We start from the raw sequence: 22,901 nt of genomic DNA on the forward strand, positions 1-22,901 counted from the left end.
ATATTTAAAAAAAAATTAAAATTATCAACATAAATATATGAAAATTAGGTTATTAAATAATTTTACCGTAGCAGAAAATTTTTTTCGTTACGCATGTGTCGATACGCAATCAAATCCCGAATCAACCACCTCTCCGTCAACAGAAAAGCAAAAGGACCTGGGGCGGATATTAGTCGAAGAACTGCAACACATTGGAGTAACTGATGCCCATTTAGATGAGTTTGGTTATGTATATGCCACGATACCTGCAAATACCGACAAACCGAACGTTCCGGTAATTTGTTTTTGCTCGCATATGGACACTTCGCCCGATTGTAGCGGAGAGGGTGTAAAACCTATTATCCATAAAAATTACCAGGGCCAGGACCTGGTGTTGCCGGATGATCCGTCGCAAGTATTGCGGATGAGCGAACATCCTGACCTAAAAAACCAAATAGGTAATGATATAATAACCGCAAGCGGCACCACTTTATTAGGTGCCGATAACAAGGCCGGTGTTGCCGAAATAATGGACGCGTGTTACCAGCTGATAAATAACCCCGAAATTAAACATGGTACCATAAAAATATTGTTTACGCCGGATGAAGAGATAGGCCGGGGTGTAGATAAGGTTGATATCAAAAAACTGGGCGCTTACGCCGCGTATACTATTGATGGAGAAAACGCTGGCAATATGGAGAACGAGACTTTTAGTGCTGATGGTGCCAAACTTATAATTAATGGTGTAAGCACTCACCCTGGTTTTGCAAAGGGCAAAATGGAAAGCGCGCTAAAAATTGCATCGATAATTGTGACGATGTTGCCTTATGAACTATCGCCCGAAAATACTGAAGGAATGGAGGGCTTTATACACGCCGTAGGGATTTCTGGGCATGTTGAGCAGGCAAGTATCGATTTTATAATCCGCGCTTTTGATGAAGAGTACCTTGTAAGGTATGCCAACGAGCTAAGGAAACTGGCCGATGAGGTGCTGGAAGATTTCCCCGGGTCATCATACAAATTACAGGTAAAAGAGCAATACCGAAATATGAAAGTGGTGCTTGACCAACACCCGGAAATTGTCGAATATGGCATGGAAGCCATTAAACGCGCCGGGCTGAATGCTAAGTTATGCAGCATCCGTGGCGGTACGGATGGCTCGCGCTTATCTTTTATGGGCCTGCCATGCCCCAATATCTTCGCCGGCGAGCATGCGTTTCACGGCAAGCAGGAATGGGTATCGGTACAGGACATGCAAAAAGCTGTTGAGACCATTTTGCATTTGTGTATGGTGTGGGAAGAGAAGGCGTAAACCTTATTTCAGGTTATTGCACTTATTAGCTTCATACCATTCAAGCCATTCCGCTTTTTCTGTTTGAAAAGATTGCAGATCGGGATACCCGGTAGTAGATTTTTTATCAAGATTGATAGACACACGGGCATATTTTGAAATAAATTTAAGCGCTTTTAAAAACCGCCGGTAACTTATTGTGCTTTCATGGTGTCCGGTTTTGTCGATAGTATGTTTTTCTACAATCGCGATGTTGGCAAAAAACCGGTCCTTAAACGTAAGGTTTTCATTGCAATTGCTGTTGGTTGCCGGTTCTTTAGCCGCTGGCCCCGGGTTAATCGGCAGGAATTTACCGGGCACCTTACCCTGCCCGATATTATCGGCAGCCCCTGTTGGTTTTTTAGCATCCTTGCCGGTTACGATGTATGAGCTACCTGTCGTTTCGTCCCGGTTACGTTTAACGTAACCGCGTATCACTACCTCGCTTAGAGACCTGTCGTCGGGCATCAACTTTATATTTAAATTAGTTTGTTTATCAATTTTAATTACCTGCGTCTTATAACCTATGTTGGTTGCGACAAGTGTATTGATATCGACAGGTACAGTTACCGTAAATTTGCCGTTTGCATCGACCTGTGTTAAGCCTTTGCCGGCAGCACCTATCGTTGCGCCTTCTAATGCCTCACCATATATACCTTTTACCTCACCGGATACAGTTACATATTTTTTTGAGGCATCCTTTGCCATTTCGGCCCACTTACTGCTGTCAATAGCAGAGAGCCCGCGAATATTTACCGTGCCGCGCATACCGGGTGCTCCGGTATTATTTTTGACGTTAATGCCCCCAACCTTTCCTTGCAAGAGCTGTTCCACATTACCAACCGGGTTGTCCTGCACTTCTTTACCTGTAATTATATATGGACTGCCCAAAGTCAAATCTTTGTTACGCTTTACATAGCCTCTCACAACCGGATCGCCAGAATAGGTATAATTCGTATCTATTACTTGGTTTTTTGCGCCATATATTTCGGTTTTTGCGGCTGCCCCGGAAAAATTTTCCCCGTTATGCCGTATCCCGACAACCGACTGGCCGTTTTTGGCAATGAGCCCATTAGTGTCAACCTTTAACGCTTCCATCTTTTTCAGGATATATTCAAATTTCTTAGCTTTATTAACAATTGTCATCCGGGTATCAACGGTATCTGTTTTAGGAACTATGCGGGTGCCCGTTGGGCTTTTAGGATGATCAGCTTTTGCTAACGCTCTCTGTACGGGCTTATTATTGAGGTGTTTAACCACGGGCGATTTTTGGACACTATCAACCGTAACCACGTTAGCATATTGGTTCTTATCGGCTTTGGGTTTAAAAAACCAATAACCCGCTCCCAGCATAATTAATACGCTTGCCGCAATTGGCAAAACTCTCCATAATAATACACTGCGTTTCTTTTCATCAGCAATCCGTTTTTTAATTCGCACTGCCAGTTCGGTAAGATTAGTTTGCTGATCTAAACCTGCTTTTTCATAACCTTCTAACGCGTCCATCAAAAATGGGTCGTCGTGCGCGTCGCGCTCCAATTGGTGCATAGCTTTAGCATCCAGTTTACCCTGCAGGTATTTGTTAATTTGCGATATGTCGTTTCTTTTAGCGCTCACGGTTCTTCTCCAAACATATTTTTAAATTCCGTTTCCCGTTCTGGATATAGCTTTTCACCTCGTTAAGTCTATACCCGGTTTCGTCAACAATTTCTTTATAACATTTTTCATCCATATAAAACAGCTGGATACTTGCTTTTTGTGCCGACGGCAGTTTCTCTTTACAGCGTTCCAGCAACTGCATATCGCCTTCGCGTTCTTCATAAGGATGCGCATCGTCGGCAAATTCCATAAAATCGGGCATTGATTCTGTTTGCAACTTTTTACCCGACCGTAATTGCATCAGGCAAAAATTACGGCTTAAGGTATACAACCAGGGCTTAAATTGTTTAATATCATGGCGGGCAGCCTTTATTATAAGCTCCTCAAATATCTGCATTACAGCATCCTTGCTTTGCTCTTCGTCGCCCAGGTACTTTAAACATACCCCATAAATAAGGTGCATATATTTTTCGTATAAGGTCGCAAGCGTTTTTAAATCGCCTGTTTGCTTATACTCCTGCAACAGCCTCTCGTCGGTAATGTCAATAACAGAAGGTTGGCTTTTTAGGAAGTTCATGCAGAGCAACAAAATAATTTTTTTTTATGATTTATGGAAATCAACAATAAGATGCATCCTATCTGTAAAATCCATAAATCTTAAAAAATATAATTATGAGAAAGTATTTTATCCTGCTGGCGGCTTTAGTAAGCTTTACCGGCGTTGCGGCACCGGTTGTGAAAACCAGTATAGTAATTTCAAGCCATCACAATAAATTAATAACGGTAACCGGTAAAATAGTTGACGGAACAAATGGCCGGGCTGTAGTTGGGGCGACGATAGGAACAGATGGCAAAGGTTTGACCCAAAGCGATGTTGACGGCAAATATACTGTGGTGGTTAATAACGGCGCAACGCTTGTATTTATCTCGCTGGGTTATACCTCGCAATCAATAAAGCTTAAACCTAATCAAACTGTGCTTAATGTAAGTTTAGTGGCCGACAGCAAATCGTTAAACGAAGTGGTAATACGCGGCTATGTAAAGCGCAACCGCGATGAAACCACCGGTAGTTCATATATAGTTACAGGCAAAGAGGTGCAGGACAACCCTGTTGGTAATGTAGAGCAGTTATTGCAAGGCAAAGTTGCCGGTGCCAATACTCAGAACTTCGGAGCCGTAGGAATGCGCGGCACGGTAAATATCCGTGGGTTAGCTGCTCAAAGCACTTATGGGTATACCGCACCAAGAGTTTCGGCTACTCCGGGTACAGAAAGCTACGGACATATTAACGAAAACCAATTTATCGACCCTAAATCTACCCCGCTCTCAACTTTTGCTGTCGATGTCGATGCCGCATCCTATGCCAATGTGCGCCGCTTTATTAATGCAGGCCAACTGCCGCCAAAAAATGCGGTGCGGATAGAGGAGATGATAAACTATTTTAAATATAACCTACCTGAACCGACCAGTGGCGAACCGGTGGCAATTCAAACTGAACTTGCCGCCGCGCCCTGGAACCCGCAACACCAACTGGTACGCATAGGGCTAAAGGCAAAAAATGTAAAGCTGGATAAACTGCCCCCGTCAAACCTGGTGTTTCTAATTGATGTATCAGGATCAATGAGCGAGCCTAATAAATTACCGCTGGTTAAAACATCCATGAAAATGCTGGTAGACCAGTTAAGGCCGATAGACAATGTCGCCATAGTTACGTATGCAGGTTCAGTTGGTGTCAGGCTGGAATCAACCCCGGCCAGTGATAAACAAAAAATAAAAGATGTGATCGATCAGCTTGGGGCAGGTGGCAGCACAGCCGGCGGCGCCGGCATTATGATGGCCTATGATATAGCTAAGAAAAACTTCCTTAAAAAAGGCAACAACCGCATCATATTAGCTACCGATGGCGATTTTAATGTAGGCCCGTCAACTAATAAAGACATGAAAGAGTTGATTGAAGAAGAGCGTGGATCGGGTGTAAGCCTTTCTATACTTGGTTTTGGTATGGGTAACTATAAAGACAGCAAAATGGAGTTGCTGGCTGATAAAGGACACGGTAACTATGCCTACATTGATAATATTACCGAAGCAACAAAATCAATGGTTACCGAGTTTGGCGGCACCTTGTTTACTGTAGCTAAAGATGTAAAGCTACAAGTAGAGTTTAACCCCGGTAAGGTGCAGGCTTATCGCTTGTTAGGCTACGAGGACCGCTTAATGGCCAAAGAAGATTTTAATAACGATACCAAGCTGGGCGGCGATATGGGCGTTGGGCATACGGTAACTGCTTTATATGAGATCATCCCGGTAGGAGTAAAAGATAGCTTTACCGGCAGTGTTGATCCGCTTAAATATCAAAAAACAGAGGAGGCGGTTAAAGTCAATACCTCGTCTGAGGTAATGACCATAAAGTTCCGCTACAAACAGCCAGATGGCGATAAAAGTAAAATGGAATTGGTAACGGTTAAAGATAAACCGCTTAGCCAGGCTAATACTTCAACTGATTTCAGGTTTGCTGCCGCGGTAGCGGAATATGGTATGCTGCTGCGCGATTCGCAATTTAAACAGGATTCTAAAATTGAGCAGGTAATAACCATGGCGAAAAAAGCCAAAGGCGATGATGATAACGGTTACCGCGCCGAGTTTATCCGCTTAGCTGAGAGTACGAGGGATATGATGAAAACGACAGCAGTTACAGCGGCTAAATAAAGCAAAAAAGCCCCCGGCTTACGGGGGCTTTTTGTTTAGGCTAACTGCGCTCGCCGAGCATATGGAGTGTTAGCCGTTCAAACTCGGTAATGAAATCGGTATAATGTTCGCCGGTGCCCGGGCCGCTAAAGCCGGTATGTATTTTACGCACATCGCCTTTTTTATCAATGATGATGGTGGTAGGGAAGCCCAATACATCCTTCATCATCGGCAGGCTTTTAGCCGGATCGCCTTTCGCTGGTGTATAACCGGTTAACAATACCGGGTAAGGTATGCTAAACCGATTTATTAATTGCTTAACCGTGCGTTGTGATTTAGCCCGATCAGTAGTGCGCTCATAAGCCAAACCAATAACTTCAACACCTTTTGAGTGGAATTTTGTGTAGTAGTCTACCAGGTAAGCTGTTTCGTCCATACAGTTAGGGCACCACGAGCCTAAGATCTGCACAATAACAACTTTGTTTTTATAGCGGCTATCGCTTAATGATACTCTTTTACCGTTAACGTCTTTAAACGTGAAAGCCAGTTTTTTATAACCCGGTTTAAGTGATGTTAGTGAGTAAGCATCGGGCAGTTTGGCGTTGGGGTTTTTAACGCCGCTCCAGTCGTCAACACTGCTTAAGTTAGCGTAAAATTTACCGTTAACCAACCTGTTGCCTGCAATTTTAGCGGTAAATAAATAATCGTGCCCGCCGTCAAAGCATGACAGGTACACATCATTGCCGGTAACAACACCTTCTAAATAACGGTAATCGCCGGTTGTTGAGAGGAAAGTGCCCGTAAGCTTTGAGCCAACCTGCTTAAACTCGCCAACAGTCATATCCTGCTTTGGCGCTTTACCCAAAGGTACACTATAACGGCCCGTAATATTTGCTGCAGGCTTTTGCGGGGTTTTAAACCGCCACGGCGTATTTGCCGTAGCTGTAAAAGCCATAGTTACATATTTAGTGCCCAGGTTTTTGGTCCATTTACCAACCAGGTTACCATTGACGCGCCTTGCCCTAAATTCTGAATCAAATAGCGGCATGCGGATAAACACCGAATCGCCTTTATATTTTATATCGGTTACCTTAATGCGCTCGGCACCATTCATTACTGCCAGTATGGTACGGCCTGATATGGTGATCGCCTCAAAATTAAACGGAATCTCAACGCCCTTGTCGGTTTTAGTTACGCCGCGCCAGATTCCCGATTTAAGTGTGGTTTGCGCAAACGAATTATAGGTAAAGGTTAGGGCCAAAAAGGCTAATACCGACCGGATCTTCATAGTTGATAATTTTTGTTACTATCAAACATAATTAAAATCAGCCTATTATTTCAACACATCGCGGGATATGACAATGCGTTGAATTTCTGAAGTGCCCTCATAAATCTGGGTTATTTTGGCATCGCGCATTAAGCGCTCAACATGGTATTCTTTTACAAAGCCGTAACCCCCATGTATTTGTACCGCTTCGATAGTGGTTTTCATAGCTGTTTCTGATGCAAAAACTTTAGCCATGGCGCTTGCTTTACCGTAGGGCTGATCATTGTCTTTAAGCCAGGCGGCCTTTAAACACAATAAACGCGCTGCCTCAATTTCGGTAGCCATGTCTGCCAGTTTAAATTGGATGGCTTGTAAATCGGCTATTGATTTGCCAAATGCCTTGCGTTCTTTAGCATAATTTAAAGCCAGCTCATAAGCGCCGGATGCTATGCCCAGAGCCTGAGCCGCAATACCAATGCGCCCGCCTTCTAAAGTGGTCATGGCAAACTTAAACCCAAAGCCCTCTTCGCCAATGCGGTTTTCTTTAGGCACTTTAACATCCGTAAAATGCAGCGAATGGGTATCTGATCCGCGGATGCCCATTTTATTTTCCTTAGCGCCGATGGTAAACCCCTCCATGCCTTTTTCAACAATTAGGGCATTAATACCGTTATGGCGTTTGGATGCATCGGTTTGCGCCATTACTAAATAGGTAGAGGCGGAATTGCCATTGGTTATCCAGTTTTTTACACCGTTTAGCAGGTAATGGTCGCCCATATCAACAGCGGTGGTATGCTGTGCCGTAGCGTCTGATCCCGCCTCGGGCTCTGATAAACAAAACGCGCCTATTACTTCGCCTTTAGCTAAAGGAACCAAATATTTTTGCTTTTGGGCCTCGTTAGCATACTTTTCAAGGCCGTAACATACCAATGAATTATTAACCGATACCACTACCGATGCCGAGGCATCTATTTTAGATAGCTCTTCCATTACCAGTACATACGATATGGCATCCATACCGCTGCCCCCATATTGTGGCGATACCATCATGCCTAAAAAACCCAGCTCGCCCATCATTTTAACCTGGTCGGCTGGAAATTTTTGGTGCTCATCGCGCTCTATTACACCCGGCTTTAATTCGGTTTGTGCAAAATCCCGCGCGGCCTGGCGTATCATTAATTGTTCTTCGGTAAACTCGAAATACATATATGGAAGTTATACGGTAAATATAGAAGTATTATGCATGCATAGCAAAAAATCGAACAAAAAAAAAGAGAGCTCTTTTGAAGCTCCCTTTCCCCTAATTAATTTAAACTATTGATTAAACCCAAAACAAAGAACAAATAAACCTCAGCTTGGGTGTCTGAGAATTCAGTATTTATACGCAGGCTCCTTTATAAAGGTTTCATAGGTATATGTAGGGCCTTTGTTATTTTGTATACAACAAATGTATTGCCATAAATCAATAGCAGCAACGACTTATTCGTCAGAATTTAAAAATAAACTTTTGCTAATTTTATACTATTTTAGCCTAACGTAAGTTAAATTTTCATTTGTTTAGATATTAACCTATAACGTCGCTATACTATGCTATTAACTGATTTTGAATACCTTGACAACTCTGATAACGCCTTTAAACGCAAAATTTCGCTTCAAATTAAACGATTACGCAGGCAGAACCAAGTAACGCAGGAGAAATTTTATTCGGACACTAATATTAATATAGCCCGTTTAGAGTCGGGGAAAATTGACATTCGCATTGAAACTTTACGTAAAGTGTGTTATTACTTTGATGTATCCCTATCGGGTTTTTTCAGGGGAATATATTAAAATACAGGCCAATATTGTAGTTTTTATGTACGGTATTCTGTTATAGTAGACATCCGCTGTAGGTTTTTAAGCACAATATTCGCATAATTGGACAAAATAAGCAAAGTGGACAAAAAGAGAACTTAAATAGATAATAGACTGATTACTTGAATCTTATCATTTTTTTGAAAAAACATCTTGTGTAATAAAAAGCGAAGCGTATATTTGCAATCCCAAACGGAGTGGTAGTTCAGCTGGTTAGAATACATGCCTGTCACGCATGGGGTCGCGGGTTCGAGTCCCGTCCATTCCGCTAAAAGAGCCGCAAGGCTTAGTAAAACGCTTAAATCATTTGGTTTAAGCGTTTTTTTTTGCTCAAAAAAACGCATAACTACTCAGGATTTATGACTCACCCAGGTGACCTATTCGGCGACCTGTTTCTATTCACTAATTTAGTCTCAAATTAACGTTAACTAAATGGTATTCAATTGGTTAGGATAGCAAAATAAGGGTTTAAAACACCTCAAAACTACGCAAATTTCTGACTCTTGGAACACCTGGATTTCGGTTGATATCAAAGCACCTCAATTGACCTCATTGATATGGGGCCGAGGGTTCTAGTCCTTTTGGGACGCGATCTATTTTTCGATGAAAAGTGCCTTAATCGGTGACCTATTTAGAAGTTTAGATTTAGTCACCGAATAACAAGGTAAACAGTTGATTTTAAAGCAATTAATACAGATAAATGACCTCAAAAAGGCTCATTTGAATTCAAAATTAATGCTGTTAAACAATTTAAAATCAAATGTAGTATGAAAAGTACACAAAGGTTCTCAGTTCTCATCTGGGCTGACAAAAGAAAAACAGATGCAAAAGGCAATGTTCCCCTCTATGCAAGGATCACTTACCTGGGGAAAAGAGCGGAAATTTCAATGGGTCGCAAAGTCGAGCCAGGCAAATGGGACCCGGAAGCGGGATTAGTCAAAGGGGCCGGGCAGGAAGTAAAGCAAATCAACAAGGAAATCATTACGGTTACCAATGACATCCACACGGCCTTCCATGATCTCAAGCAATCCGATGATTTTATCACGGTGGAGAAAATCAAGCAGCGGTATGCTGGCGAGGATGCTCCTCAACGGATGTTGCTGGAAGTATTTGATGAGCATAATAAAAGCGTCGAAGAACTGGTGGGGAAAGACTTTGTGAAAGCCACGCTGACCAAGTACAATACGGTCAGGTCAAAAACAGCTGATTATATACGGCACAAGTTTAAAAAGCCCGACATCTACCTGGAGTCAATTGACTATGCGTTCGTCACAGGATTTGAAATGTATCTGAAGACTGAAGACGGCATTGAACACAATACAGCTATGCGGTATATGAAAAATCTTAAGAAGATCGTTAACATGGCGTTCAACCATGGGTGGATCAGGACGAACCCATTTAATTTGTTCAAGTGTACTTATAAAAAAGTTCATCGTGAAGAACTGGAATGGGAAGAGATCCATCAACTCGCCAATCATCCATTTACTATTAAGCGCCTTGAAGAAGTTCGGGATACCTTTTTATTCTGCTGCTATACGGGTTATGCTTTTGTCGATATTGAAAAGCTCACGCCGCAGCATATCCATATCGGAAAAGATCAAGTTGCCTGGATCAAAACACAGCGGACAAAAACGTATGTGACCGCCAATGTTCCGCTGATCCCCCAAGCCATGGTGCTTATTGAGAAATATAATGACCATGATTGCAGAACCGTACTGAACAAGCTGTTCCCTGTTAAAAGTAACCAGAAGATGAATGCCTATTTGAAAGAGATCGGTGACCTCGCTTCCATTACCAAAATTTTAACGACGCACATTGCCCGTCACACCTTTGCCACGACCGTTACCCTGGAGAACGATGTTCCATTAGAAACAGTAAGCAAAATGCTCGGCCATACAAAATTGACAACTACCCAGATCTATGCTAAGATGAAGGACAAGAAGGTTAACCGGGATATGCACGCCTTAAAGACAAGGTTAAGGGAACAAAAGGTAACAGAAGAATTAGCAGAGGAGGAATTAGTATGAATTTGAATGAATCAATTATCATCGATATTCAATCGATTATAAATAAAGCGAGAGAATCAGCTATTCGCGCGGTAGACCATGAACGGGTGGTTATGTACTGGCACATAGGGAAACGAATTTTTGAAGAAGAGCAGCACGGAAGTGAGCGCGCAGTGTATGGTGAACGCTTAATCGGGTATCTCTCCGATCAATTACAGCCGCAATTTGGAAAGGGATTTTCATCAAGAAACCTGAACCATTTTAGGCAGTTTTATCGCAAGTTTCCAATTGTGCCTACGGTGTGGGCACAATTGAGTTGGTCACATTATAAGTTCTTATTGAACATAAGCAATGATGAAAAAATAGAATTTTATATCAAAGAGACCCTTAAAAACAATTGGACGGCAAGGCAATTGGATCGACAAATTGGTAGCCAGTTGTTCGAGCGGCTTCTTTTAAGTACCGATAAAGAAAGTGTTCTTTCAGTTGCGAGAAATGAAAGACAGCCTGTTGAGCCAAGAGAGATTATCAAAGATCCTATGGTACTTGAATTTTTAGGTCTAAAACCAGAAGCAACTTACTTTGAGAAAGACCTTGAATCTGCCTTGATAACACATCTTCAGGAGTTCATGTTGGAGTTAGGAAACGGGTTTTCATTTGTTGCCAGGCAAAAACGCATTCACTTGGATGGTGACGATTTTTTTGTCGACCTGGTATTCTATAACCGGCTATTGCAATGTTTTGTAATCATCGAACTAAAGACCCACAAAATAACACATGGAGATCTCGGCCAATTGCAGATGTATGTTAATTATTATGATCGTATTGAGAAATTACAACATGAAAGTCCTACGGTTGGAATCTTGCTTTGCCTGGAAAAAAACGACACCGTGGTTAAATTTACCTTGCCGGAAAAGAGCAATATTTTTGCAAGCAAATATCAGCTCTACCTACCTACTGCAGAGCAGTTATCCCAGGAGATCCACAATGAAATTCTTAAACAAAAGGATAAGGAGAATGAATAAATGAATTGTGCAGACAGTGCCTGCACAATTCATTTACAATAATATTTGAGATAATCTTGCCATTAAAAACGCTTTCATGACAATCACGCACAAATGTGTGCGTGATTCATTTCCCATTTACACAATAAGCCCGATTTTACGGGCTTCTTCTATTTTATCATTTACATCTGCTATAAATTGTTTCGCATAATCTTCCTCCAGGTTGACCCTCACCACATGGGAAGACGTTATATCGAAGCTGTCATTAGGGAGATTCCCGTTGTCATCAGCTATAGCACTAAATACGATCCTTTTAGTGGTTTCGCCATCAAGAATTTCATGCTCACCTGAAATATCGACCATGTGCTGAACCTCGTGGGCCGCGAATTCTTCAAAATGCGGAAGCGGGTCAATTAACTTGCCCCTTATGGTGAAATCAACGAGGGTGAGCGCAATACCCCTTACGCCATATATCGGCTGACCATATAGGTTTTTCATCACATCAATAAACCACAAACCACCCCCAACCAGCCCGTCTGCCCGGAAGTCAGGTATCTGTTCATAAGCCATTTGGATCAATGATGGGAATACCATACTGCAAATCCCTGTATTCAGCAAAGGCGAGGTATCTTCAGAAAAAATTCTTTTCACACGTATCAATTTCATTCTGCCCGCAGCGATCTCGGCATGTATAATTTGATTGTATTCGGATTTTATATCACCCCCATCGTTATCCGCTATACCAACAACAAAATAATTAGTTATCCCTTGTTCTTTAAATGCAGCTATGATCTCGCAAATTGCCTGCCCGGACACGATCGTATCTAAAAACACAAAGCCGGTCGCATTATTCCCCTGAGAAAATCGCTCCGGAAGGGACCACATATTATTCACTTTAAACCGTCCTCCAAGCTTATTAACTATGCTTTCATAATAAATGGTATGGGGGCTAATGCGCCGGTTTAAGATGTCATCCAATATTTTCACCCAAAAACCTCTTGCCTTGGCTGAATTGAGTCCGACAGTTGCGTCACCCCAATCTGAGGTGAAAGGCAACAGCAGGACCTTCATTCCGGTATGATAAAGATGAAAATCAAGAAATTGACGCATTGTCATTTTGGCTATGGAGGTTGCAAAGGAATAAAAAGGATAAGCGCCACGGCTCGGTATGACCAGGTTGGTGTAGCCGCTCTTCATCAATTCTTCGAGCGCATCAAATAAGGAAATGCAAGCGTCCGCGTAAGAATCGAGGTTCTCGACCGAAAGTTCGTTTAATAATTTGTGTTCAGCCATGGTTGATTTATTCCTGAAAGATGAATATAATTAAAATTCTATGCATCCGACTCGGACAAACTCGGATAAAATTTAACCTCGTTTGAACCAATTTTGTATCAGTTTGCTGACTTTATACAAAGTCAATAACATTTATCAACTGAAATAAATTAAAATTAAAGCTATGGCAGCAGAAATTATCACTAAAGAAGATCTGCAGGAATTTGGAAAAAACCTGCTCAATCAAATAAGCGGATTATTAGGCCAGTCCTTTGAACAACCTAAAAAATGGTTAAAGACCTACCAAGTAAAGAACCTTTTAAAAATATCAGACAATACGCTTCAAACATTAAGGGATAATGGCACGATACCGTTTACTAAGATCGGGGGCATTCTTTACTATAATTACGAAGATATTAATAAGGTTTTAAGCGGAGAAGTAAAAGCAAAGCGCATCAAGGTTGGCAAATCATCACATGCTGCTTAGGTGAATTTTCAGTTATCAAAAAACCGCAAGTTAAACTTTGATAACCCGCTGGAATATGTCGAAAAAGTAATGTCTGATGCTATGTAGAAACGTGCAGAAAAAACAGGGCAATGTAGCAATGGCATTTCGTGATACCTAAATATCTTTGAGCGGGTTATTATCCCGGCTATCATCTTTATTAAATAAAAACCGTTTATTCATATACCTGTGAATCGCACCGAAATTGGGGAAACGAGTATTGTTATCCAATCCAAAAGTTTTCAACGTGTCCACAGGCATCTTAGTTAAATGAAACAGAAAATCCTTTGAAGTTATTGAAGACAGCGGTACTTCGATATAACAATCTTCCTCGGGAAGGTCGGTTAGCCGGATGAACTCATTTTTGAAATCTTTTTCAGGGTCTTCAGATTTCAACCCTGAATCTTCCAGGTTTATCCTTGCTTTTCTGTTAAGCACATAATTACTTAACGCCATCAATATTTGCCAGTCAAGCCATCCTTGTTCCCGAAATTTTTGAATGTCCCTTTTAAAGTCAGGTTCCTGTAACCATTTTGACAAGGTTACTTGAAGTTGCCTGGTAGTATTTTCATACCGTTCTTCAATTTTTTTTTTAGAAAATGCAGGGTCGTACTTTTCACTAAAACCCTTAAAGGAAGGAAGAATATCCCGTATATTCAATTCAAAATCGACTTTTGCAGGTAAGGAAAAATTAGCCCTTCGGGTACTGTCAAATTTTTCAGCGCTTTGAAAATTAAAATATACCTTTTGGTAGGCATTTATAATCAAACCCTTTTCCCCTAACATTTGTTCGATATAGAGTTTATCAAAGGCTGCATCAAATTGATCACCGGGTAATATGCTCAAATCCTTTAACAACAATTTGACATTGGCAGCTAAAAATCCATAATGAAACTGTATCTCTTTCTGATCTTTAGAATCCATTGGCGGAATACTCAGGTCGTAGATGGTGTCTTCATGAGAGGGCCGTTGGTCTAAATATTTTGAGTAATCTGTACCAACTTCGATTTCGAGGCGAACCGGCATTTGTAAAAGATGAAGATCAATTCCCAACAGTCCAATCTCACTCAGGGTCACTTGCAGAAGCGCGCAAAATTCTTCACCGATGGCATTTCCTACCGCAGTATTTTCAAAGGTCAAATTCCATTCAATACTAAATGTTTTAAAGGTCAGGGTTCTTTTAGTGCCAACATCATTTAGGGGATTGCTTGTTAAGGCATACCCTAAGAATGCTTTCAGGTTTTCTTCATCCTGGAACCTGACATTAAACTCCTCTACCCAACCCTGTAAATAATCAGTATAAACCCAGGTCAGGCGTTGTTTATAAAATTCAATAAATACAGAAAGATCCGGGTGAAGAACCGGAATGGCCGCTAATAATGCTGAAAGATCCAATGAGGTTTTTTTAAATTGCTCATCAGAATCAAAATCAAGATTTTCGGGTCTAAATTCAAGCCTCGACTGGATATATTCCCAATAATCGTCAAGTGCACTTATCCATGCCCCCTGTTTAAAATCGGCCAAAAAAACCATAGCAAATCCATCGCTTACTCTTTTAAATACCTCGTGATCCCCATAGTTGACGGAAGCCCAAACAGCGCAAAGGCCATAATATTTTGCGGCGAGGTTCATTCCCAAGCCTGAATATATTTGAGAGATATTCAGCAGTGCAAGTATAAAGCCGTCTTTGGTTTCATCCAGGTGCCAAAGCTTTTTGGCTTTGTGAAAAGCCTCCAGGCCCTTTAGGAAATTTTTTGCATTGGGTTTATTTAGGTAGATAGCTCCTCGTTCCACCAGGCTATGAGCAGCATCATGCTGTCGCCCGGTTTTTGTCGCGGCCTCCTCAATTTCAAATAAGAATTTTTCTATGGCTTCAATAGCCTGCTCATCTGCGTCATGTATAATCAGCATCTTTAAAATTTGACTAAGCAGGTCACTCAGGCGGGAAATGCTGTAGGTGTTTACATCAGCTAACAGCGGAATAATTTGCTGATAAGAAGCGATGCTAAGATCTATCCTTTGTTTAAGTGGCGATGTCGGGTTGTGTGTAGATAAAAAATATCCCTTCAACTCAAAGGCGAGGCATTTTTCGTCCACATTTCTTGCATCGGTTAACTGATTATCTATAGTTGTTTCCAGCGTTTTCGCCCATTCCTGTATTTTTCCTTCCTCTAAAAAATCAGCGTGAAGCATCTGATGCGTTTGAACAAGTTGCAAAAAAGTTATATCCTCCTCCAGGTCAGAAAGGCTGTTGCGATGTTCAGCATTTTCAAAATAATAACGGATCAATTCCTGCTGTCCGGCGATAGTGCCTTTTGGTCTTCCGGTAGCAGGATCAGGTGAAAGCAATAAAAACAGGTATTCATAAATCGCCTTTCTCTTACAAACAATTAATGAATCCGGATGATCTATGTACAACATTAAAATCCGTAGCCATAAATCGGCGTGCTGGCTTTCATAGAGTTCCCATCGGCAATGCCTTGCCGCGTTAATAACCTCGTAAAACGCGCCGATATTAAAAACTTCAATAGCAGTAACCGGCAGCCATTTTTGATACACTTCGGCATACCATCTATCCTTGTCAGTGCCTTCATTTAATAGCAAAACGTCCAATAAATCGTTTGTAACATATTTATTTTCAGCATCGGTTTCAGCCGTTTTCTTTGCGATTTCCCAGTGCAATATGGAAACGCAGGTCGATGGCCTGCCGGTTTTGATAGGTAACTTTTCGGTTAAAGCCTCGATCTCGGCAATCAATAATGGTATGGCTTCTTTCGGCACTATATTATCAAATTGCCATTTAATGGATTTGATAAATTTTGTCCAAACTTCATCAGGCAGGGTATCATATATTTGTTTAGCCTGCTGAAGCTGGCTTTTTAAATCGCTGTTCATCTCCTCCTGGTAAACTTCAGCGATATAAGCATCAATAATAGCTTTAACCCGAACTGTAACCCTGGCCAGTAAATCATCGCTCATAGCATCCTGATTTTGATGCCACTCTTTTAATAAATCTCCGTCATTTCCCCGTGTTTCGCGGGCTATATCTGAATTGGTTTCAAACAGAAAAGACACTTCATCCTGTAAGTAATCACCTTTAACAAACAACATGAAAAAATGGGCCAGGCTTTTTTGAATTTCCTCCCTTGAAAATGAGAAATTACTGGAATAGAGCTTTACCTGCCTGAATTTTGATTCGCCGGCTGCTATGTTCCTTTGGAAAATATCTTCTTCGTTATCACAGTATATCCGTTCATCTGTTTCACTGATCCTGTTTTCCAGCCATGTCTTTAACGTTTTTAACTTTTGATAATGAAACCCCTGTTCGGTTGCCGGAGCATCGGTATTTTTACTAAACAGGAATAACTTGGATATACTCATTATAGAGACAAATAAAAGTTAAAGCTAATCATAAATAACCTTCAAGAATCCGCATTGAGTGATTATCACGATAAGCATTAAACAGAAAAGTCCCGAGCACTCGCTGCCAGGACCTTTCAACCTAAACCTTATCACAAAAGATGGAAGAGATCCATCAGTTATATAACGTAAACTTACTTAAATAAATGCTCTGCATTGTAATATTTCGCAATTTCTAATGATCCGTATCGCATTGCGTTGGTATCAAAAGTTAACGGGAATTGCTTTTCATCATCAAGAAAGTCCCTGCCTCTTTCTTTTGCAATGGCTCTTCCAAGCATTGGAGTGTGGCTGACCATTACCGTGTCAATATCGGCATCCAGCGAGATTGCCGCCATCGGTTTTTCCGGGTTCTGAAAATTATATAGTGCGATGTCTGCCATCAGCTGGTTAACTGTTTCCGTGGTGAGGCCAAGCGCATCGAACATCTCCTGTATTTTCATGGTCTGATTTTTTACAAAGTTAAATCGCTGGCTTAAGCTCCGCAATATGAGTTGCCATATTATTTAATATTCCTAAATTGGTTCAGATTTAAACCTGCTATGAGCGATCACCAAATTTCCGTATTAGCACCTGACGAATGCTCCCCAGCACAAGTGCAGCAATTCCATGAGCTGGTCATATCAGGTGGTCAGGTGCAAGCCGACGGCCTGGTGGAAAGGATCTTATCCGCCGCTTTGCTGGCCTTTGCTTATTCCGGTGAAGAACTCGCGGGTATCGCCTCGGTCAAGCAGCAAAAACGTAATTATGTGACCGGCATCTTTTTAAAGGCGAAAGTCCCCCGTCTGGCGGTCCACTACCTTTTCGAGATCGGCTACGCGGTGACCCATGAACATTTCAGGCGGCAGGGGATCAGCCGCGAGCTTATCAAGGAGTTAATAGGCCATAAACCCGGAACCCGGTTTTACGCCACGACCAAAGACGATGGCATGCGCGATCTGCTGACCAAATCCGGCTTTAAAAAGACCGGGAACTCCTGGCTAAATGTCAATGAAGAAACATTAGACCTATACACCCTCTAACGAAATTGAAAAGTCATTCCTAAGTGAAGCGCCCCGTATTTTCACCAAAGCTATCAATGATGCGAAAATACGGGGCGAAACGGGGCGGGCGAATGCCCGCCCGCCGGGGAATTTTCAAAAATCAGCTTGATTTTATTTGGGGTTCATAAACCCATATTGATAGTTCAAGGCCGGACAGGTGTTGTTCGATTAAGGGTTTTACCCTGTTCCAGTCCAACCCGCCGTTCCCGCAACCTAAGGCGGGCATTGCCAAACTTTTAACAGGATTGTCCCGCAAAAAGTAAAAGAGGGCAAAAAGTCCGCTTTCCACAAATTCGTATCGGGACGGCATCTTCCAATGCTGTTTGGTCGGTAGATTGATGATCAATCGTTCACCCATCAACAGTTCGCTATCCTTCACCGCTAAAACCTGCCCTGTTTTTAATTGCCCGTTCAAACAGGCTTGCTTATATACTTCAAAATTATGGGGGTATGCCTGTTTGAATTGCAGGGCAATACCTTTACCCATCACGCCAACGGTATTGACGGTATTCACCAATGCTTCCGCACTTGAATCCATGATATTCCCTGTGGTGTACCGTATCATAATTTGCCGTTATTCTGTTTTAAATCCTTGTCCAATAATAGGAGTTTTTGATATAAATCCTCCCAATATTCAACTAAATGCAAATGGTATAGCGATGGGTCGTTTACCCTGTAATGGCGGTAATCATCCGCCTGTAAGGTAGCCATTGCCAAATCGGTTACCACTATCTCCTTACCGTCCAAATCCTTAATCTTTGTCATGGCTGTTCATTTTGTTCCTTGTGTATTCAGGCCACTTTTAAAGCCTGTGTTTTAAACTCTTTGAGGTTAAGAAAAAAGCCCCGGTTAAAGAGCATCCCCTTCCGGAACAGTTGCCAAAGCAGGGATGCCCCTAAATTCGCCAAAGCAGAATTGATGAACAAATCCTGTTTGGTAAGGGCTTCGGCTAAGGAACAACTTGGTGTGTTGTCGGCACTTTCCGAGCTTTCCAACAGTTCCTTAAACTCTGCGGTGACCAATGGCAAGGTTTCCACCACCCTGAATTTTTTGCTTTCCGGCTGTTGGATAGCGGTGAGCGTAGATAAAATTACCTGCCCCGTGTCCTTGCTGTTCCCGAAATCCATCCAGTACAGGGGGCGGTTACGGGAATAAGCCATTTTCTTATCGACACCCATTAATAAATCGGCAATCTCGAAACGTGCGGAAACCGTATCGACACAGGACACCGTAAATTCAGCCATCCGCAATTCAGGGTGAGCCTGTATAGTTTCCTTATCATAGCGTTCCGTTATGGCTTTCCAGTTCGTGCCAAAAAACAGGTTGATACGGTTGACTAAGGCGACCGCCTTGTACATCCCTAAATCTGCGGTAGGGAACAACTGCCTGCCGAGGTTGGCGGGTTCGACCATATCATCATCGAATACCCGCACCATCAGGCCGGGATGCCCGAGTTCAATCAGGGCATGGTTCATCCTGCCCAAAGCGGTCAGGAACTGGCTACCTGTACCCCCCGCACCAATTAAGTTAACCATGATGGGATTATATGGGTTGAGCAATACCTTTTCAACGATATGTACACATGGTTTTATCGCTTTCAATTTCTTCGTTTTCATGTCAGTAAGTTTTGTAATGTAAAATTGGTCGGTTTTAATAACTGCACGGGAAAGAGGCTGTCCGTTGTTACCTGACCCTGCCAAAGCTGAACGATATTTTCGGTAACGGGGTTGAACTCACTTATCAGGTGGCTGAAGTAGCTGTTCCAAAAGTAACTTTCCCATTGCGCCATAAAATCCTCCAAACGGGCGGCTTCTGTAATATTGACCCGCACCGTACCCATACACACCCTGCCCTCCTTGTAAATATTGAAATAGGGCGCATGGAACAGCTTGGTTTTACTGCAAGGCTTTTTGTTCCCTTTTACTGCATATACCGCTAATTCCTCCCTCCCGGCTTTCCATATCATAGCAGGGACTTTTCCCCTGCCGGATGGGATGCCCAAAGCGGATGCGAAAAACAAGGGTACTTCCTGTGGTGGCGTGTACCAAACAGCATAGCCCGATTGTTGCGGGTTAACATACAGCACCTTGTTCGGCAGAATACCCCTGCTCCGCAGGTAGCCTGTTTTGAGTTCCTCGGAAGCCTGGAACAAACTGCTCAGTTGCAGGGTTTCTTTAAACGTTAAGGGATGTGCATTGATGGGCTTGCCAAACTTGCCGATGTCATAGCTTTCCACGTAAATACTATGTTCTTCGTTGCCCTCATCCCCGCCCTGTTTCTGACAGATCAACAGGGCTTTAATGGGCTGATAGGTATTGCAAAAATTATTCGTGAGGTTCTTCATCATAGTAATCATTTAAAATTTCGGCTAAACGGTCTATTAGGGCGAATAGCCGGGGTTCATAATCAAACACATGGCAGGGCTTTTCCTGCGGGGTATCGAACCATTGGTTGCTGACGGGTTCTTCCTGATAGCCCATTTCCTGAAACTCATCGTTTACCATTTGGTACAGGGTTTCTGACAGGCAATCGTTACCGCTCCAGTAAAAGGAAATATATTGCTCCCAATAGATGGTTTGGTTATCTTCATCTTCTTCCTCGTCATAATACATGATTTCTTTGAGTGCCTGTTTAGGATTGTCCTTTATGAGTTTAACAAATTCATCCATCAGGTCTACCAAAAACTTGTCGGCTTCGGCTGACTGCTGATACTTTACCAAATCTTTTTCCAGTTGCTTTAAGATAAATGGCTTTTGGATTTCGGGCAATAAGGTATTACCTGCCAGTTCCAATATTTTCAGTTCCTTTTTCTGCCGTTGGCGGTAAGGTTCTTCTTCCTCATTCTGTTCTTCGTCCAGCCAGTTTTTTATGGTTTCGTAATTGCTGTCAATCGTCCCCGGCTCGGTATAAAAGGGAACGCCCGACACCTGATAGAGATAGCGAAAAACCGCCATCAGCATATCATAGGGTAACTTGTCTGTTTTTACCTCCCTCATTTTCCAAAGCGGACGGACAGGGATATAATACAGGTGGTAATCCGTATCAAATATTTTCGTGGTGGCTAAACACAAGAGGCGTGTTTTATCCTGATAGATGTTTAATTTAACATCCGATTTTGAGCCTAATAATCCCGACACGCCGTTATAAGCAACCGAAACGTTTTGCGGAAAAGACAGGCCGGAAACATCCGGCTTTGTCCATCCGTACAAATCGCAAAGGTTTCCCACCGAAACAAAAAACTCCCTTTCGGCTTTACGCCAATCGCTGAACGCCACACCCCAAACAGGGTTAAAAGAATGGTTCAGAAAACCATCACCATGCGTTCCTGCGGTGCGCTTCTTAGCGGGTTTTGCTGTACTTCCCTTGCGTCCGGCAAACGGTCTAACCGCTCTGCGAGGTTTCCGAATAATTGATGCAGTTGCCATTGCTTGCTTTTTTCTATAACAGTTACTTTCCTTTTTATTAATTGCTTTTCCATTGTCTTAGGTTTAGCCTTTCGTACCCATCGTGCTTTCAAAGCGGTACTGTATCTCATCGTTCTTGATTTCAGGGCCGACTATCCGTGCATTGGTCAGCACGGGGTAAGTACCCGAATAAAAGTTGAGTACCATATCAGGATTGAATGTTTCGCCGGGGTCTGATAAGCGGACTTCCTGTCCGTTATCTTTATGGATAAAAATCCTTTCTAATTGCGTGGTCTGTAACATGGTTAATCTTGATTAAATAGTTGCAGGGCTTGCGCCATTTGTTCCTTTTTGCGGGTCAGGTCGGCTTTCCGCCTGTTCAGTTCTTCCGCCTTTTCAGGGTAATCGCTCACCGGGGGTAAAACCTCCAATGCTTCTGCGTATTTACAGGCATCGTTCAGTTCAACCACTTTGCGTATCGCATCGGTGTAGGCTTTCTTTTTATCCTCTGCGGATATTTTAGGTTCGGCTACTTCTATATCATCGCCGTCTTCCGTATTCGATTTCACTTTAGCGGGTTGGCTCTTGTTACCCTGCGATAGCTTCTTTTTGGCGTTATCCAAATTCTTGTTATAGGCTTCAATATTGCTGTATAAACCTGCGGTAGCCTGTACGGGTTGCCCGATAGCTTCAAAAAAGCCCTCATCCATTTCGGATGCCGTCCCTTTGAATATCAGGGGCGCAATCGTTTTGGTGGCAGGTTCATTGGATTGGTTAGGTGAATACAGGGCAGATACGGTAAAATGCCCGTTCGCCTCATTATGTATGCTTAACTTCCAAATGCCGGGGGCATTCAGGTTAGCGATATTTTCAAAAAAGTTCGTTTTCATAACGTGATTATTTAAAAATGAATAAGAAGATACCCGCCACGATAGCGAGTAATCCCAAAAAGTAAAAGAGTGCCTCAATACGGGTGGTCAGCCACCATTTCTCATAGGATGAAAAAAGTTGCAACCCTGCCACGCCACGGCGGTTAAACCTGCGCCTGTTGATGATATAGCGGATAATTAACCCTGCCCCGATAAGCAGGTAAGCGGACAGGTTCGGATGATGCTGAATGATTAAGAGTTCCATGTTTTTAACATTAAGGGTTAAAAAGTAATTCGACTGCTATTTTGAATTTGGGGTCGTTGTGCTTGCCCTGTTCGGTATAAGTGGTTAGGCAATGATTGAGGTACAATGCGCCGTAGCCGTCAAATAGCTGGTCGCTGAATACCGCACTGCTTTTTTCCAGTTGTTTACCGTAGCGTTTGATTTTCCTGTCTGCTTCGTCGGCCAACCCGAACCAAAAATCCACCCCGAATAATTGGTTCACCCAAACCTTGCGCACTTCATCGGGGTTCTCCCGCATATAGGTGCATAACTGTTGGGTATAAATCAAAAAGGCGGGTATCTCGTGCATCAGCAAAGCGTGTAATAACCTTGCTTTCTGTACATTATTTAATGCTTTTAATGGTTGCATGACATTCATTT

At 42.4% G+C, this 22,901-nt stretch carries 23 protein-coding genes and 1 tRNA gene; 7 read left to right on the plus strand and 17 right to left on the minus strand.

The features are described from left to right. The first annotated feature begins 37 nt into the window (after window positions 1-37). Window positions 38-1,291 (plus strand): peptidase T, encoded by a 1,254-nt coding sequence (gene pepT / locus ABIB50_RS05595; protein WP_429377969.1) that lies wholly within the window; start codon window positions 38-40, stop codon window positions 1,289-1,291. Window positions 1,292-1,294: 3 nt separating this feature from the next. On the opposite strand, the gene ABIB50_RS05600 is transcribed toward pepT, so the two are convergent. Beyond that, window positions 1,295-2,926 carry a carboxypeptidase-like regulatory domain-containing protein gene (locus tag ABIB50_RS05600; protein WP_429377971.1) on the minus strand — a complete coding sequence of 544 codons (1,632 nt, stop codon included), beginning with the start codon at window positions 2,924-2,926 and terminating at the stop codon, window positions 1,295-1,297. Beyond that, window positions 2,916-3,485 carry an RNA polymerase sigma factor gene (locus ABIB50_RS05605; RefSeq protein ID WP_429377973.1) on the minus strand — a complete coding sequence of 190 codons (570 nt, stop codon included), beginning with the start codon at window positions 3,483-3,485 and terminating at the stop codon, window positions 2,916-2,918. Before ABIB50_RS05605 ends, ABIB50_RS05600 begins: the two co-directional genes overlap by 11 nt. A gap of 95 nt (window positions 3,486-3,580) precedes the next feature. Here ABIB50_RS05605 and ABIB50_RS05610 point away from each other — a divergent pair, with 95 nt between their 5' ends. Then, window positions 3,581-5,614, plus strand: coding sequence for a YfbK domain-containing protein (locus tag ABIB50_RS05610; protein WP_429377974.1), 2,034 nt, complete (start codon window positions 3,581-3,583; stop codon window positions 5,612-5,614). A 40-nt stretch (window positions 5,615-5,654) separates the two neighbouring features. Here the strand turns inward: ABIB50_RS05610 and ABIB50_RS05615 are convergent, their stop codons facing one another. Further along, window positions 5,655-6,881, minus strand: a complete 1,227-nt coding sequence (locus ABIB50_RS05615) for a peroxiredoxin family protein (RefSeq protein ID WP_429377976.1) — start codon at window positions 6,879-6,881, stop codon at window positions 5,655-5,657. A gap of 45 nt (window positions 6,882-6,926) precedes the next feature. Next, entirely contained in the window at window positions 6,927-8,066 is a 1,140-nt protein-coding gene (locus tag ABIB50_RS05620) for an acyl-CoA dehydrogenase (RefSeq protein ID WP_429377977.1), read from the minus strand. An 842-nt stretch (window positions 8,067-8,908) separates the two neighbouring features. On the opposite strand from ABIB50_RS05620, the gene ABIB50_RS05625 reads away from it, so the two are divergent. The 3 genes from ABIB50_RS05625 to ABIB50_RS05635 all read left to right on the plus strand — a co-directional run bounded on the left by ABIB50_RS05625 (window position 8,909) and on the right by ABIB50_RS05635 (window position 11,745). Then, window positions 8,909-8,982, plus strand: a tRNA-Asp gene (locus ABIB50_RS05625). Between the two features lie 499 nt (window positions 8,983-9,481). Continuing rightward, window positions 9,482-10,741, plus strand: coding sequence for a site-specific integrase (locus ABIB50_RS05630; RefSeq protein ID WP_429377979.1), 1,260 nt, complete (start codon window positions 9,482-9,484; stop codon window positions 10,739-10,741). Then, window positions 10,738-11,745 (plus strand): PDDEXK nuclease domain-containing protein, encoded by a 1,008-nt coding sequence (locus ABIB50_RS05635; RefSeq protein WP_429377980.1) that lies wholly within the window; start codon window positions 10,738-10,740, stop codon window positions 11,743-11,745. The genes ABIB50_RS05630 and ABIB50_RS05635 overlap by 4 nt, the downstream gene beginning before the upstream one ends. 117 nt (window positions 11,746-11,862) lie before the next feature. On the opposite strand, the gene ABIB50_RS05640 is transcribed toward ABIB50_RS05635, so the two are convergent. Beyond that, window positions 11,863-13,017: a hypothetical protein gene (locus ABIB50_RS05640; protein WP_429377982.1), complete on the minus strand. Its 1,155-nt coding sequence runs from the start codon at window positions 13,015-13,017 to the stop codon at window positions 11,863-11,865. Between the two features lie 163 nt (window positions 13,018-13,180). Between ABIB50_RS05640 and ABIB50_RS05645 the strand changes: the two genes are divergently transcribed. After that, window positions 13,181-13,483: a helix-turn-helix domain-containing protein gene (locus ABIB50_RS05645; RefSeq protein ID WP_429377984.1), complete on the plus strand. Its 303-nt coding sequence runs from the start codon at window positions 13,181-13,183 to the stop codon at window positions 13,481-13,483. Window positions 13,484-13,618: 135 nt separating this feature from the next. On the opposite strand, the gene ABIB50_RS05650 is transcribed toward ABIB50_RS05645, so the two are convergent. Both ABIB50_RS05650 and ABIB50_RS05655 read right to left on the minus strand, forming a co-directional pair. Beyond that, window positions 13,619-16,882, minus strand: a complete 3,264-nt coding sequence (locus ABIB50_RS05650; RefSeq protein WP_429377986.1) for a hypothetical protein — start codon at window positions 16,880-16,882, stop codon at window positions 13,619-13,621. Window positions 16,883-17,055: 173 nt separating this feature from the next. Then, complete coding sequence (locus ABIB50_RS05655; protein WP_429377988.1) at window positions 17,056-17,364, minus strand: hypothetical protein; 309 nt, start codon at window positions 17,362-17,364, stop codon at window positions 17,056-17,058. A 99-nt stretch (window positions 17,365-17,463) separates the two neighbouring features. On the opposite strand from ABIB50_RS05655, the gene ABIB50_RS05660 reads away from it, so the two are divergent. Then, on the plus strand, window positions 17,464-17,943 hold the full coding sequence (locus ABIB50_RS05660) for a GNAT family N-acetyltransferase (protein WP_429377990.1): 480 nt from the start codon (window positions 17,464-17,466) through the stop codon (window positions 17,941-17,943). A 121-nt stretch (window positions 17,944-18,064) separates the two neighbouring features. Here the strand turns inward: ABIB50_RS05660 and ABIB50_RS05665 are convergent, their stop codons facing one another. Genes ABIB50_RS05665 through ABIB50_RS05710 form a run of 10 tightly spaced genes read right to left on the minus strand, consistent with a single transcriptional unit; the run spans window position 18,065 to window position 22,890 of the window. Beyond that, a complete protein-coding gene (locus tag ABIB50_RS05665) occupies window positions 18,065-18,529 on the minus strand; it encodes a macro domain-containing protein (RefSeq protein ID WP_429377991.1) in 465 nt (154 codons plus the stop codon). Continuing rightward, the gene (locus ABIB50_RS05670; RefSeq protein ID WP_429377992.1) at window positions 18,526-18,729 is read right to left on the minus strand and encodes a hypothetical protein; all 204 of its coding nucleotides are present in this window, start codon (window positions 18,727-18,729) and stop codon (window positions 18,526-18,528) included. The genes ABIB50_RS05665 and ABIB50_RS05670 overlap by 4 nt, the downstream gene beginning before the upstream one ends. Window positions 18,730-18,755: 26 nt before the next feature. Further along, the gene (locus tag ABIB50_RS05675) at window positions 18,756-19,580 is read right to left on the minus strand and encodes a PRTRC system ThiF family protein (RefSeq protein ID WP_429377994.1); all 825 of its coding nucleotides are present in this window, start codon (window positions 19,578-19,580) and stop codon (window positions 18,756-18,758) included. Further along, window positions 19,577-20,311, minus strand: coding sequence for a PRTRC system protein B (locus tag ABIB50_RS05680; protein WP_429377996.1), 735 nt, complete (start codon window positions 20,309-20,311; stop codon window positions 19,577-19,579). The genes ABIB50_RS05675 and ABIB50_RS05680 overlap by 4 nt, the downstream gene beginning before the upstream one ends. Continuing rightward, the gene (locus ABIB50_RS05685; RefSeq protein WP_429377998.1) at window positions 20,289-21,239 is read right to left on the minus strand and encodes a hypothetical protein; all 951 of its coding nucleotides are present in this window, start codon (window positions 21,237-21,239) and stop codon (window positions 20,289-20,291) included. The genes ABIB50_RS05680 and ABIB50_RS05685 overlap by 23 nt, the downstream gene beginning before the upstream one ends. 26 nt (window positions 21,240-21,265) lie before the next feature. Continuing rightward, window positions 21,266-21,442 (minus strand): hypothetical protein, encoded by a 177-nt coding sequence (locus ABIB50_RS05690; protein WP_429378000.1) that lies wholly within the window; start codon window positions 21,440-21,442, stop codon window positions 21,266-21,268. 10 nt (window positions 21,443-21,452) lie between these two features. Further along, window positions 21,453-21,671, minus strand: a complete 219-nt coding sequence (locus tag ABIB50_RS05695; protein WP_323522005.1) for a PRTRC system protein C — start codon at window positions 21,669-21,671, stop codon at window positions 21,453-21,455. Between the two features lie 2 nt (window positions 21,672-21,673). Next, on the minus strand, window positions 21,674-22,258 hold the full coding sequence (locus ABIB50_RS05700; protein WP_429378002.1) for a PRTRC system protein E: 585 nt from the start codon (window positions 22,256-22,258) through the stop codon (window positions 21,674-21,676). Between the two features lie 7 nt (window positions 22,259-22,265). Beyond that, window positions 22,266-22,502, minus strand: coding sequence for a hypothetical protein (locus tag ABIB50_RS05705; protein WP_429378003.1), 237 nt, complete (start codon window positions 22,500-22,502; stop codon window positions 22,266-22,268). 10 nt (window positions 22,503-22,512) lie between these two features. Continuing rightward, window positions 22,513-22,890 carry a hypothetical protein gene (locus ABIB50_RS05710; RefSeq protein WP_429378005.1) on the minus strand — a complete coding sequence of 126 codons (378 nt, stop codon included), beginning with the start codon at window positions 22,888-22,890 and terminating at the stop codon, window positions 22,513-22,515. Window positions 22,891-22,901: the final 11 nt, after the last annotated feature.

Origin of the sequence: Mucilaginibacter sp. UYCu711 (assembly GCF_050433825.1) — a bacterium.
GTDB lineage: Bacteria > Bacteroidota > Bacteroidia > Sphingobacteriales > Sphingobacteriaceae > Mucilaginibacter.